Source organism: Mesorhizobium sp. ORM8.1, from assembly GCF_053005525.2.
In genome coordinates this window covers 884,548-898,228 of the sequence record NZ_CM132600.1, presented here as the reverse complement: position 1 = coordinate 898,228, position 13,681 = coordinate 884,548, and the positions used below count along the sequence as shown (strand labels likewise).

10 protein-coding genes and 2 pseudogenes are annotated in these 13,681 nt (G+C 63.6%); 3 read left to right on the top strand and 9 right to left on the bottom strand.

Features of this window, described 5'->3' with window-relative positions; translation table 11 throughout:
• Positions 1-502: 502 nt before the first annotated feature.
• The 6 genes from ACVDG8_RS04685 to ACVDG8_RS04660 form a co-directional block, all read right to left on the bottom strand.
• Complete coding sequence (locus tag ACVDG8_RS04685; RefSeq protein ID WP_447253653.1) at positions 503-1,492, bottom strand: hypothetical protein; 990 nt, start codon at positions 1,490-1,492, stop codon at positions 503-505.
• Positions 1,493-1,831: 339 nt separating this feature from the next.
• Positions 1,832-3,148: an HlyD family type I secretion periplasmic adaptor subunit gene (locus tag ACVDG8_RS04680; RefSeq protein ID WP_447253652.1), complete on the bottom strand. Its 1,317-nt coding sequence runs from the start codon at positions 3,146-3,148 to the stop codon at positions 1,832-1,834.
• Between the two features lie 3 nt (positions 3,149-3,151).
• Positions 3,152-4,909, bottom strand: a complete 1,758-nt coding sequence (locus ACVDG8_RS04675; protein ID WP_447253651.1) for a type I secretion system permease/ATPase — start codon at positions 4,907-4,909, stop codon at positions 3,152-3,154.
• 123 nt (positions 4,910-5,032) lie between these two features.
• The gene (gene eglC / locus ACVDG8_RS04670) at positions 5,033-6,460 is read right to left on the bottom strand and encodes an endo-1,3-1,4-beta-glycanase EglC (RefSeq protein WP_447253650.1); all 1,428 of its coding nucleotides are present in this window, start codon (positions 6,458-6,460) and stop codon (positions 5,033-5,035) included.
• A 392-nt stretch (positions 6,461-6,852) separates the two neighbouring features.
• Entirely contained in the window at positions 6,853-7,185 is a 333-nt protein-coding gene (locus tag ACVDG8_RS04665) for a hypothetical protein (RefSeq protein WP_447253649.1), read from the bottom strand.
• A 1,092-nt stretch (positions 7,186-8,277) separates the two neighbouring features.
• Positions 8,278-8,622, bottom strand: a complete 345-nt coding sequence (locus tag ACVDG8_RS04660; RefSeq protein WP_447253648.1) for a hypothetical protein — start codon at positions 8,620-8,622, stop codon at positions 8,278-8,280.
• Between ACVDG8_RS04660 and ACVDG8_RS04655 the strand changes: the two genes are divergently transcribed.
• On the top strand, positions 8,605-9,048 hold the full coding sequence (locus ACVDG8_RS04655; RefSeq protein WP_447253647.1) for an SRPBCC family protein: 444 nt from the start codon (positions 8,605-8,607) through the stop codon (positions 9,046-9,048). The two genes, ACVDG8_RS04660 and ACVDG8_RS04655, sit on opposite strands and share 18 nt — an antisense overlap.
• Before the next feature lie 86 nt (positions 9,049-9,134).
• Positions 9,135-9,365, top strand: coding sequence for a hypothetical protein (locus ACVDG8_RS04650; protein ID WP_447253646.1), 231 nt, complete (start codon positions 9,135-9,137; stop codon positions 9,363-9,365).
• A gap of 23 nt (positions 9,366-9,388) precedes the next feature.
• Here ACVDG8_RS04650 and ACVDG8_RS04645 read toward each other — a convergent pair.
• From ACVDG8_RS04645 to ACVDG8_RS04635, 3 genes and pseudogenes are all read right to left on the bottom strand, one after another.
• Positions 9,389-10,088, bottom strand: a pseudogene (locus tag ACVDG8_RS04645) (SDR family oxidoreductase).
• Positions 10,089-10,272: 184 nt separating this feature from the next.
• Positions 10,273-11,505: a patatin-like phospholipase family protein gene (locus ACVDG8_RS04640; protein ID WP_447253645.1), complete on the bottom strand. Its 1,233-nt coding sequence runs from the start codon at positions 11,503-11,505 to the stop codon at positions 10,273-10,275.
• Positions 11,502-11,951, bottom strand: coding sequence for a DUF3616 domain-containing protein (locus ACVDG8_RS04635; RefSeq protein ID WP_447253644.1), 450 nt, complete (start codon positions 11,949-11,951; stop codon positions 11,502-11,504). Before ACVDG8_RS04635 ends, ACVDG8_RS04640 begins: the two co-directional genes overlap by 4 nt.
• A 310-nt stretch (positions 11,952-12,261) precedes the next feature.
• On the opposite strand from ACVDG8_RS04635, the pseudogene ACVDG8_RS04630 reads away from it, so the two are divergent.
• Positions 12,262-13,344 (top strand): annotated as a pseudogene (locus tag ACVDG8_RS04630) (phospholipase D-like domain-containing protein); the annotation flags it as partial.
• Between the last annotated feature and the right edge of the window lie 337 nt (positions 13,345-13,681).

Sequence of the window (13,681 nt, the reverse complement as noted above, 5' to 3'; positions counted from 1 at the left end):
GGATAGCCTGCCGTAACGCGCGTGTCGCTCCCGGTCCTCGCAGGTTTGAGGGTTGACGGGAGGCTGACGGGATTGCCTCCGCTCTGGGACGAAAAAACGGCGGTATTGTTCGGGCTTCCGGTCGTCTCCGACGTTCCGGTGCTAGTGCTGGTCGACGCACCTGCGCTTGCGCTGCCGACGGTGCTGCCAGTTGTAACGCCCGCGCCGATGGAACTGTTGCCGGCACTCACCGACGCGCCCACGTTTGCGCCTCCAGCGCCCACTGATGCGCCGACATTTGCGCCCAACGAGCCGGCGCTTGCCCCCACACCGGCGGAAACCCCTTGCGAGCCGGCACTTACTCCCGCACCAATTCCAAGTCCGCCGACTTTGCCGCCACCGCCAACGTCAAGGGCCCCTGCTGGTCCAGTGGCGGCTGCGATCATCAAGACGACTGCCACGTATCTGCGCATGTCGGAAACCCTCCCGCACCCTTGCGTAAACCCAGCGCTCTTCATCATTGTCATGGCGGGGTGGGAAGTAATGCGTCGGGAAGCGCAATCGTCGTAGCCACGAGTACCCGCTTCGGTGATTTTGCAATCTTCGGTCTGCTTTTGTCTTGGTCCGTTTGGAGGATGGGTTTGCTGTCTTGTCCTGAAAGCGAGATTGCAGCGGAACGCGCCTTGGGTGTGAGCTCCATGCGCGCGGTGCTGGGCGAGCGTTGCGCTTTGACAAGCTCGATCGCCTTGCGCGCAGCGGTGAGGGCAACGGACATGTCAGTCAGTTTTTGGCGCTCTTGCTCCAATGCGGCGCTCAATTGGTCGGAAGCCTGCTTTGCGGCGTCCCTTTCCCGACGGGCATTATCGAGATCGTTTGCGGCCGCGACAGCCCGCGCTCGCTCCAAACCCAACACGTCGTTGGTACGCTTTACAGCGGCGAGGGCGACCTGGAGGTCCTTGCGGGCATCGGCCCGCTCGGCTGTTGCCGAATTTGCACGTTTGTCGGCGGCATCGCTTGCTTGACGGGCTGTGTCGAGTTGTTGTCTGGATAACTCAGCCTTCCGCCGCTCTTCGTTAAGAGATTGATTTGCCTCGGCCAGGGAGACTTCCATCGAGTGGCGGCCTGAGTCCGCGACGACGGTCTGTGTCTTCAGGTCTTTGATGATCCGCTGCGCCGCCGCCAAATCGAGTTCGAGCGTTTCGCCCTTTTGATTTGCCTCGTTCAGGGCCCGTTCTTGGTTTACCGCTGTGGCCGTCAATTCACTGAGCCGCGCGCTGGCAGCTAGCCCTTCGCGCTGACTGAGGTCCAGTTGCGTCTTTATCGATGCCAATTGCTGGCGGCCGGCCAAAATCTCCTGCTGCAGCGCAGTGCCGTTGTCTTGCGGTGATATCAGGAACAGAAAGAGAATGCATACGGGAACTGCGCTCCACCGCCAGTGGCGGGTTATAAATCGGACCCAAACGGTCTGCGCTGCGTCCTCGAAATCCGCCGAAGATCCATGCCTGAATGTCACTGGTCACGATCCTTTCAAAGATTCCGGATATTCACGTTGATACCTGTGGTGCACGCCGCGCGGCGGCGCTCGCAGTGATCAAGGCTTCCTGTTGTAGATTTCGCCCATACAAAATTCGACCTATAAGTCTGATTATAGGTCTGACAATCGATATTTCTCAGAGCATCGAGCCGGATAATCCATCAGGATTACCCGGCATAATCCTTTGGTTTAGATATTTTAGATGTTTGTTTCGAAATGAAACATTTGAGCGCGGGCTGATCAACGGACCCTATCGCTGGAGATTGCCTGATGCACAAAGCGGCCGGGCCGACCGTTCGAGTGCGGGACTGTCCGTTCCTACCGCTCCGTGAACGCTCTCGCGAACGAGTCCAGCATCGGCCGCGCCAGATAGTCGAAGAAGGTGCGGTCCCCCGTGCTGATAAACGCCTCGACCGGTGTCCCGGGATAAAGCTGCCCGGGCTTCACGCCCGGCGGCAGGGGTTCGGCAATCTTCAGCCGGGCGCGGAAATAGGGCTGGTGCGTCGCCTCGTCGATCAGCCGGTCGGCGGAGATCTCGCTCACCGTGGCGTCGACCTCCGGCGTCAGCCGCGCGTTCAGCGCCGACAGCCTGAGCTTGGCCGGCTGGCCGACGCGCACTGCGTCGACGTCTTGCGGCTTGAGCTTCGCATCGACGGTGAGGCCCGACGCCGTCGGCAGGATCTCCATGATCTTTTCGCCCGGCGCAATCACGCTGCCTTTCGAATTGTAGGTCGACGACACCACGATGCCGTCGGTGGGCGCCGTGATCGTCGTGCGCTTCAGCACCGCTTCGGCGGCCCTGATCTGCTCGCCGATATCGGCAAGGTTGGTGCGCACATCGTCGAGCTTGGTCAGCGCCTCCTCGACGCGCTGCGTGGTGGCGCGCTCGGCCTGGGCTTCAGCCTCGACGATCTGCGTGTTGGTCGCCGCAACGTTGGCCTCCAGCGCGCCGGCCTGGCCGACGAGGTCGGCTTCCGAGCGCAGGAGCTGCGAATATTCGTTGCGGTTGGTCAGGCCCCTGTCGAGCAGGTCGGTCTTGATCGCAAGCTCCTTCTTGACGATGCCGGCCTGCTCATCGATGGCACGCTTTTGCGCGGCCAGCCCCTTCACCGACTCGCGATGCATGGCGACGCGCTGCGCCAGGATCGATTGCTCCGAGTGGAAGCGGGCGAGCCTGGCGTCGAACTCCTTGCGCTGCTCCAGGAGCAGCCTTTCGAAATCCTGCTGGAAGGCCGCCGGCGGGGCGTCCGCGACCGGCGCCAGCGCGGCGAGGCCGTCGCGCTCTGCCTCCAGCCGGGTCGCGCTGGCCTTCAGCGCCATCGATTGCCGCGTCAGCCGGTTGAGGTCGGCTTGCGCCGCCGTGCGGTCGAGCAAGACGAGGTGCTGCCCCTGTCGCACATGGTCGCCTTCATGGACCAGCAATGTGTCGATAAGGCCGCCCTCGCGATGCTGGATGAGGATGTTGCCGCCGGTCGCCGCGATCGTCCCTTGCGTGATCACGGCGCCGGCCAGCGGCGCGCTCGCCGCCCAATAGCCGAAGCCGCCGATGAACAGCGCGACCGCCGCGTAGCCGATCAGCGCCGTGCGGCGGAAATCGGTGCTGGGCTCGGTTGCAAAGGCCAGCGTCAGTGTCATCGTTCAGGACCCGAAGCGGATGGCATGCGGGCGCATCGTCGGCGCGAACGAGCCCGTCGCCACCGTGGCGCCTGACGCGGCCTTGGCGCCTGGCTGTCGCAGCACCTCGCCGCTCGGCGCAAACGCCTCGATCACGCCGCCGCGCAGCAGCATCACGCGGTCGCAGGCGGCCGCGATGGCAGGGCGATGGGTGATGACGATCATCGTCACCCCGGCGGCCCGTGCAGCGGCAAGCGTCGCTTCGAGCGCCGTTTCGCCGGCGCCGTCGAGATGCGTGTTGGGCTCGTCCAGCACCAGCAGGCGCGGATTGCCGTAGAGCGCGCGGGCCAGCGCGATCCGCTGCCGCTCGCCGCCCGACAGCGTGGTCGTGACCTGCGTCTGGTAGCCGTCGCGCAGCGCCACGATCGTCTCGTGCACGCCTGCGCGCCTGGCCGCGTCCACGATCGCGGCATCGTCGGCCGCAGCGTCGAAGCGGGCGATGTTTTGCGCGATCGTGCCGGGGAACAGCTCCGCGTCCTGCGCCAGATAGCCGACATGCCGGCCGCGCTGGCCGTCGTCCCAGTTGCGAAGGTCCGCGCCGTCGATCCGCACCGCGCCGCCGCTGGGCTGGAGCGCGCCGACCATCAGCTTTGCCAGCGTCGATTTGCCGGCGCCGCTCGGCCCGACGATCGCCACCGCCTCACCGGCTTCGATCGAAAAGTTCAGCCGCTTGAGGATGGGCTCGGTGCCGAACGCGGCGTTCGGCGCGATGCAGAAAAGGTCCTGCGCTGACAGCGCGCCGGACGGGTCGGGCAGGATGGTCCTGCGCGCCTCCTGCGGCTGTGCCGCCAGCGCCGTATTGAGCCGACCCCAGGCGCGGCGCGCGTCGATGATCTGCCGCCAGGCGCCGATCAGCTGGTCGAGCGGCTGCAGCGCGCGCGCCGACACCAGCGACGAGGCGAAGATCATGCCGGCCGTCATCCGTCCATCGAGCACCAGCCACGCGCCGGAACCGAGGATGGCGAGCTGCAGCATCATGCGCAGCGCCCGCGACGCACCGCTGAAGACGGCGTTGGCACCGGCCGAGCGGTCATGCAGGGCGAGCGCCTCGGCGACATGCCTTTGCCAGGCGCGCGCGGCGTTTCCCACCATGCCCATGGCGCGCAGCGTGTCGGCATTGCGCGTAAAAGCCTGTTCAGCCTGGCTGGCCAGCGCCGAACGCTCCGCCGACATGGCATCGTTGCGGCCGATGGCGATCTGGTTGGCGATCACCAGCATGACGAGCAGCGCAGCGCCACCCAGCGTCACCCAGAACAGCACCGGGTGGATGAGATAGAGCAGCGCCAGGAACAGCGGCGCGAAGGGCAGGTCGAACAAGACCGCCACGCCACGCGAACGGATGAAGGCACAGATCGAGGCGAGGTCGCGCAACGGCGCCCCGGCGTTGCCGAGCGCGGCGGCGAAGGTGTCGGCGCCAAGCGCCTGGTCGACGGTGGCAGCTATGCGCTGCATGTAGATGGCGCGCACCGCATCGAGGAAGCCGAGGAAGGCAAGTGCAGCAACCGCGATGGCCGACAGATAGGCGAGCGTCTCGGCGCTGGAGGAAGGCAGCACGCGGTCATAGACCTGCAGCAGATAGAGCGGGATCACCAGCAGCAGGATGTTGATCAGCGCCGAGAACAGGCTGGCATCGGCAATGGCGCGCCGGAAGACCCTGCGCAAAGCCAGGGCGCGCGGCTCGACGCGCTGCCCTGGCTGGCCGGTTGTTGCATCCGCGCGCATCGCGCCGGCCGCCTAGAGCCGGAAGATTTCAGGTCGATCCGACCTGAAATCTTCCGGCTCTAAATCAAAGAGATAGAGCATGATGTCGTCCGAAAACCGCTTCACACTTTTCGGCATCATGCTCTAAGCCGTGTGCTCGCCTGTTACGCTGACATGGTTCTGCTGCAGATCGTTCAGCGTGTAGGCGTGGATATAGTCGATCTTCATCTGCGCCGGTGTCGCCAGGTGGTCGGGCGGCGCGCCGGCCTGGCCGCCGACCGCGAGATCGACCAGCATATACATCGGCTTGTTCATGTCGGACGGCGTCGCCGCTTCCGCGACCTGCACGCCGTCATAGGTCCAGACCAGCTTGTCCGGTGTCCACAACAGACCATAGGTGTGAAAACCGGCGGTGTTCGAGACACTCACCGTCGACCCGACCGTGGTGTGCTGGCCCGTCTCATTGGTGTGCGCGGTCATCAGCAGCGAATTCGGGTTCTGCCCGTACATTTCCATCACGTCGAGCTCCGGCGGCCACGAGCCGTCTTCCGGCAGCAGCCAGAAGGCCGGCCACGCCCCGGCGTTTTCCGGCAGGTCGGCGCGCATTTCGAAATAGCCGTAGGTCTGAGAGAAGCTGTCATGGGTGTTGAGCAAGCCGGACGTGTACTCGTAATTGTTGATCAGCGGTTTGATGTCGGCCGAGGCGTGCGCCGCCGTGATGGTGAGCACGCCATTGTTGACGCTGAACGGATGCACCGAGCTCGTCGGGGCGTAATTGGCGTCGATATACCATTGCAATTCGTTGTTCTGGGTCAGCGTGCTGCCGTTCGCGGCACCCCACCAGAAATTGGTGTCCCAGGTACCGCCTTGGGCATTGTGAAGGTTCAGCGAGTTGAATTCATCGCTGAAGGACAGTGTCATGCCGGACTTGTCGATCGGCAGCTCGAACTGCCCGGGCTGGAACTTGTCGATGGTGGTGTCCTTGAACTCGAGGATCTCGCCGGATCCGAGGTTCAAAAGCACGTTCGGTCCCGCCTGTATCATGTTCGAGTGGATGGCGTCGAACGAGGTGAACCCGTAGCCATCGAGCCGCACCGTGTCTGTCGCGGCGAAATTCGCAATCAGGTCACTGCCATTGCCCTTCGAGACAATGAAGGTGTCATAACCATTGCCGCCATCGATCAGCACATCGTTGCCCGCTCCGCCGTCCACGGTCTGGTGGCCGCCCGTGGCGGTGATGATGTTGTCCAGCCCATTGCCGAACGCAAAGCTTTTGGCGTTGGTGACGGTGAGGTTCTCGACATTGTCGGGGAGCTTGTAGCTCATCCATGTGCTGATCGTGTCGATGCCTGCCCCATAGCCCTCGGCTACCTTGTTGCCGGCGCCATAGAGGTAATAGATGTCGTCGCCCGTGCCGCCATGCATGGTGGTGTTGACGCCCGATGCTCCATAGAAGGAATCGTTGCCGGAGCTGCCCCACAAATCCGGCCCCGCGCCCGAAGCCGAGTACCAGTGGTTGGAAGAGCCGCTATAGGGAAGGGCAACGCCTACCGCGTTGACGAAGGTGCTCATCGCTCAGTCCTCCTCGTGCCATCCCGCCGCCCGAGACGCTCGATCGAACCCGCCGCTTCCAGTCCAACCTGCGAGTCACCCCATCGTTCCAAGGTTTTGCGTCATAGTACAGATAAAAATCTGTTCTTCATCGATTAATGATTACGAATTGAATGGGATGAGCTCTGTCTAATACAATTATGGCGTGAGTGCTTTGCAATTTTACTTAATTTTGCGAGGTTTTCTGCCAAAATATTGTGCAGGTAGCCATGGATGGATGCAGTTGGCTCAACAGTCTCAAACAGGTCACTTCCTGCACCTGACGCGGGAAAACAGGCCCCCGGCATGCCGCTGTATCAGATCCTTCTATCGGATGGACAAAGGCAGCGCCGCAACAGCACGGGGATGCCTTGTCAGTTGTTCCAGTCGTCCCAGTTGTCGTCGCCCCCGGGATCGCTGGGTATGACCCGGATGATCGGCCGCCGGCGCTGGTAGCGCCAGTCATACTCGTCCGGCGGCTGCGGCTCGTAGGTTTCGTAGATGCGCCGGTGGTAATGCCGGTGCTTCCAATATTTGTGCGCCTTATGCGGCCGCACGCAGTAGCCGTCCTCCGTCAGGTAAGCGCATCTGACATCCGCCTGGTACACAAGGCTGTTCCTTGGCGGAGCGGCAAGCATCGGCGCAGCCTGGGTTGCGGGCAAGGGCAACAGCACAGCGCCGGCAAGGGCAATAACGAACGGTTTCATCGGCTCTCCATCATCTCGTTCGAGGCGGAACAAACCCGACGCGTTGCGCGATTTGAAGGTGGCCGGAGATCACTTTGTTTTTCCGCCGCAAACAAAGCGGCGCTGCCGGCCGAACGCGGGGGCCATAGGCCCCTGCGGCACGCTTTCGGCCGACGGAATCCAGCACCGCAAGATCGGCGAAAACCAGAAGGATTCCAAAGGCTTGGTTAACAGCAGGTAAAGGTGTTGCCTGGCAATTTCGGCAGTTTCGCCCAACGCCGAACCCACCCTTACGACCTTGGTCCCCGAACGGCGGCGAAAAGGTCTGTCCGTCCAAGGCAGGGGTCGTGGGCCGCTTCCGGCGCCGCGCCAAACCCGTGATCCTTGCGGCGGTTTCGCGCTGATTCAAAGCTGATCGCTGGGTCGGCTCGAAGAGGCCCCGACGACGAGGAGAAGATCGGATGATCAAACTTCCCTTTAACCGGTTTGCCTGGCTCATGCTGCGCGCCTCGACGGCGCTGGTGCTCACCATCGCCCCCTATCACATGACGTTGGACGGTTCGGCCAAGCTCGTTCCGGCCGCAGCCCACGCCGAGTCCGAGGGCGGTGGTGACGGTGGCCACGGTGGCGGTGACGGTGGCCACGGTGGCGGCGAGGGGGGCACGATGGCGGCGATGGCGGCGACGGCGGCGATCACGACGGCGGTGATAGCCACAGCAGCGGCGGTGCCGCCGGCGCCCATGGATCCGGTGACGACCAGGGCGACGACAACCAGGGCGAGGACCACACGGATACGTCGGGTACCGGTACCGATACGGGCTCGAGTGAGACCGACGAGACAGATGACTCGTCGTCCACGACCACGTCCGAAACGGACGACTAAATCCGGGAAAATAGCGCGGCGCCGTCGCAGGGGATATGCGCGGCACCCCTCGCCATCTGTTAGGATGTAAGCCGCTCGCTCGCTGGTCGGAGGCGGCCGTGAAAAAGATCATTCTCGGCGTTGCGGCGTCGCTGTCCCTGGTGGCTATCTTGTCCACCGTCTATTCATTGGCGGCGGTCGTGCCGCGATAGCCGAGGAGGCTTCGACGGTGTCGGCCGGCGAGACGTCCTTCAAATCGAGCAGCCGGCCAACCTCGGGCGCGAGGCCTGGTTGTCGTCGGTGCAGAAACGCGTCGGAAAACGATCCGGCCTTGCGCTGCGGTAGAGATCCTGCGCACGAATGACGCCGGCTTGAAGCGCGGCGCCCGCGATGGCGCCGCCCAGCCAGCCCGCGCCGCCGACGATGCCCAGCCTGATCGAAACGCTCTTGTCCTTAGTCTCCGTTGCAGAGGCGGCACGGTAGCCGCCGGGCAGAAAATTTGGCAGCCTCTGTCGGATCGGCCGGAGCCCGCCCGTCCTTGGGGCATCGATCAACGAACAACAAAGGATACCGAAGACATGCCCAGCACCATCCATTTGCACCGCGTGCTCACCACCAAGCCGGAGAAGGTCTATCGCGCCTTCCTCGAAGCCGATGCGCTGGCGAAATGGCTGCCGCCGAACGGCTTCACCTGCACGGTGCACAGCCTCGACGCGAAGGTCGGCGGCACGTTCAGGATGTCCTTCCGCAACTTCACCACCGGCGGCAGCCATGATTTCGGCGGCGAGTATCTCGAACTCGTCCCCGGTGAACTGATGCGCTACACGGACCGCTTCGACGATCCCAACCTGCCCGGGCAGATCGAGGTGACGGTGAGCCTGAAGAAGGTTTCGGTCGGCACCGAAATCAACATCACCCAGGCCGGCATCCCGGATGCCATCCCCGCCGAGGCCTGCTATCTCGGCTGGCAGGATTCGCTGAAAAACCTGGCCAAGCTGGTCGAGCCGGAGATCAACCAGTAGGTCTGAGAGCGAGCGGCGGCTGTGTCTCGGCCGCCGCCTCACCCAAGGTAAGCAAAATTTCACCAAGTCCGGTTAAAAGCCGCCTTATGGATCGCAACAAGAACAACGACCTCTTTGTTCTGATGGCGGCGCTCGCCGCCGTGGCGATCTACAACATTGCCTGCGGCATCAAGACAGGCGAAGTCAGGGGCACGTTGCATTGGGTTGCCCTGGCGGACGATCCGACACGTTTTTGGAATATCGTGGTCGGCAATTCGATCGTCCTGGTGGCTTCGATAGCCTTTCTATGGGTGCTCAATATGCGCAGGCCCGGGTGACTTGAGGCAGCGTCCTCCTTACCTCACACCGCCCTTGTAATCCCACCATCGACACGGATGTTCTGCCCGGTAATGTAGGCTGCTCCATCCGAGGCAAGGAAGGCGATCGTCGCGGCGATCTCATCCGACGTGCCGTAGCGCTTCATCGGCACGCTGCCGCGGCGCTCCTCCGTCGTGGGCAGGCTGTCGATCCAGCCGGGCAGCACATTGTTCATGCGGATGTTGTCGGCTGCATAGGTATCGGCGAAGATCTTTGTGTAGGCGGCAAGTCCGGCGCGCGCCACCGCCGAGGTCGGGAACATCGCGCTCGGTTCGAACGCCCAGGCGGTCGAGATGTTGATGATGACGCCCGACTTCTGCTTCTGCATCACCGGCGTCACCAGCCGGGTCGGCCGCACGGCGTTGAGGAAATAGGTGTCGATGCCCTTGTGCCAGTCTTCGTCGGAGATCTCGATGATCTGCGCGCGCGGCCCATGGCCGGCGCTGTTGACCAGGACGTCGATGCGGCCCCAGCGTTCCAGCGCGCCGTCGGTAAGCCGCTTGAGATCATTTCGACTGGTTGGAGCCGGTGACGCCGAAGCCGCCGAGTTCCTTGCCTAGCGCCTCGCCCTTGCCGGAGGAGGACAGCACGCCGACCTTGAAACCGTCGGCCGCCAGGCGCTTCGCCGCCGCCGCCCCCATGCCGCTGCCGCCCGCCGTCACCAGAGCTACCTTGTCCACCATATCGCGATCCATCCTGGCTAGGGGCAGGGGAACCCGCCCGTGTTGAAAGAGGTCCTGTTAGCATGCGCCAATGCGGGGCGCGAACCGCTTCCGATTATGCCAATGACGCCAGGTGATTGGCGAAGACAGCGGAGCAGCCAATCTCCTCCACGAGGGAGGAGATTGGCAGTTCGAGCGCCGTCGCTCACACCCCGAACACCCCCATCACCGCCTTCGAAAGCTTCGCGCAACGCCCAGGCGTCACGTCGCCCGCCTTCAGCGGCACGCCGGTTCCGGTCGGCACCGCCGGCTGATACCAGCCGCGCAGCGCCTGGTCGGAGGCTGAGTAGCCCCAGTTGACCAGATCGATCGTCTCCTTGGCTCCCAGGAAATGCAGCGAGGTGGCGATGTCGGCCGGCGCGGTCGCCGCACTTTGCACGAAATGCGGCGCGGTCGCGTCGGGTTTGCTGGTGATCGACCAGTAGACGCCGCGCGTGGCGGCATAGTCGGGCCGGGTGGTGTCGTTGGGCAGGCCGCGGTCGTCGGCGTCCTTAGCCGCCTGGAAGCGGGCGACAAGGTCGCGGCGACGCAGCGACCGCACCTGGTTGTCGGTGGTGTCGGAGACACGCTTCAATTGCGAGTACCAGTTCCACAGCCCGGAATTCGACGCCCGCCACGGCGCGCCGGCGTCGCTGACCAGAAGCCAGCGGCAGCGCTTCAGCGCCGGCTCGATGCCATGATTGTCGTAGACGCCGCCATCGGTAAGAACCGCGCGGCGCGGCGGCACCGGCGGGCCGACCGTCGGGTCGAGCTTGTCGTTCTTCCATTGGAACGGCGTCAGGTCGAGCCTGAGCGGCGACAGCAATGGCGGAAAGGCCGACGAGGCGGCGACAGCAAGCGCGACCGGCAGGTCGGCATGATAGGCAACGCCGATGCGGTAATCGGCGATGTAGCGCCGCGACAGGCGAAACAGCGAGCCGGTGCTGAGATTGCTGGAGCAGAACACGAACCAGGGTTTTTCCGGCAGGCCTTTCAGCATCGGCATTGCGCCATCGAACAGATGCCGTTCATAGCAGGCAGCAACGGCGCGCGCCGCGCTGGAAAACGGATTGAACAGTCCCGTGGCGATCGAAGGCGCGTCGAGAAACACTTGCGAGAATTCCAGTATCTTGCTGAGATAGATGCCGAAATTGGTGGCAACGCCGTTGACGAAGGTGAGGCGCGGCCACAGCACCGCCAACAGTCCGGCGGCGATCGAGCCGCCCGAGACCGAGCTCACCATGTCGAGCTTACCGAGCAGGCCAGCTTCGTTGAGCCGCGCAAGCGCCCCGGCATGGAACAGCATCGCGCGATAGCCGCCGCCCGACAGGCAAAGGCCAAGCCCCTGGCGCACTGTCGTCGCTCCGTTTGCGGTGACCTGGACCGAATCCGGGCTCATTCCAGTCCCCCTTGCCAGTCCCCCTTGCCGCCGTTCCTCAGGCGAGCCAGTCGGCCGTCACTGTCGTTCCGGCCTGCGGCCCTTTGTCCGATGTGTCGTAGACGACGAGGATACCGGGCCGGCCGTCGATGGCAAACGGGCACAGGCCTTCCGGGTGCCGGGCGCTTGTGTTCCATTCGTAAATCAGCTGCGGCGCGCAGGCCGCCGAAGACATCGAGGGATTCGAGATCGGCCTCATGGCCGGCCGGCAGGTCGGGGAAGAAATCGTCGAGCTTGTATTGCTCTTCCAGCGTGAAGCCGGCGTCGTTGATCCTGAGGCACTCGAAGGTCCGGCCCTCGTCGGAAACCGTCCACGCGAACTCGCGGTCGATGGCGATGCCAGACACGTTGCCGATGACATCGCCGATATCACGCGCACCGGCATAGTCGAAGGTCACCTGGCGCATGCGGGTAAGCCGGTTTTCCGACGGCGCCATCTCGATCGTCCCCGAATTTTCCCTGCAAAGCCGGCCGCCGATCATATCGTGGCGGACCACAAACCGGAAGGTGCAGAAATTTCGTCGCGAAACTGTGAAGTGGATCACATGTTGTTGTCGTCAAAGGCTGCAAGCATAATCCACGGATAATATTATCGAGGCATCGCGAGGACCAGGCGAACACATTTGCCGATACATTTGCCGGCAAAGTAGAGATTGTTGAGCGAGGCGTTTCGCCAGAGTAGAGAGCGATTTTCTGTTTATCGCCGGAGGATGGACAATGGGAAAGTTGGTCAAGGCGCGTGCATGGTGCAATGGCGAGGTCGCCTACCTGTCGTGGGAAGCGGACGGACCGATCGACAATTGCATCGGCTTCATGGTCACGCGCATTCACGAGACGGGCGCCGACGCCGGACAGAACCGGATATTGCCCACCTGGATCGGCTTCACCGACCAGTCGAACCCGGATTGGCTGGACCAGGACAGTTCGGTATGGCCGATCCAGCAATATGAATGGCGCGACCTGACGCTGCGCCGCTCTCGCGACACGACCAAGGTGCGGCCGATCGACTTCAGGGTCCGCTACAGGATCACGCCGGTCGGCCTGGCGGGGCCGGCGCGTCCAGCGCTTCCGGCTTCGCCGACAGCGCCTTACCTCGATGATCAGGGCAAGCCGCGCTATGGGGGTCCGCAGCATCCGCTGGCCGAGGTCGGCGAAGTTATCGAGACGGATTCGATCGATGTCACCCATGACTACGCCGGCATACGCGCCACTTACACCAACGGCATCTTGTCGACGCAGAACCTGCTGCAGCAACTGAAAGCGGCGCAGGCAAGCACGCCGCAGGACTTGGCCCCCGGACCGGCCCCGAAGTACACCACCGGCCTGTTGAAGACGCTGCAGGACCACATCCCCGCGCAGGACGATCCGATCAGGATGTTCCTCACCGCCGACGTGCTGGGCTTCCTGCTATCGATGATCGACCGCGCCGAGCAGGGCGGCGGCGAGCTTTACCTGGCGCTCTACGAACTGCACGATCCGGAACTGATCAAACGCCTGACCAAGTTGACGGCGGCCGGCAAGGCGCATGTCATCCTGTCGACGGCGGGCGATGTCGATCCCAATCCCCGCGGGACGTCTCCGGGGCAGAAGCAGCCCGTCGTCTGGGACACTGAGAACCATCCGGCGCGGGCCGGCCTGCACGCGGCCTCGGCGGCCAATGTAGAGGACAGGCTGTTCAACAACACGGCGCATATCGGCCACAACAAGTTCGCCGTCTATGTCGAGGGCGGTGTTGCGAAATCCGTGCTCGCCGGCAGCACGAACTGGACCTCGACCGGTCTCTGCACGCAATCCAACAACGTCATCATCATCGAGGACGAGCAGGTCGCCGCGCAGTATCTGGACTATTGGAAGCGACTGCTCGACGACCCGCAGCCCGCTGGCGAGGAGGTCGACATCACCTACCGGAACAAGCCGCTGCAGGGCTTCGCCCAGAACAGCGGCGTGCAGGGCGCGGCGCTGCGCGCCGCGAACGCGACGCCGGCCGTGGCCAACACGCTTGCCGGCGGCGGCACGGTCGAGGTTCTCTTCTCGCCCAACACGAAGGCGAAGACGAAGAACATCAGTTCGCCCACACCCGTCGATCTCAGCCGGGTCTATTCGCTGATGGAGCACGCCAGCCACGCAATCCTCTTCC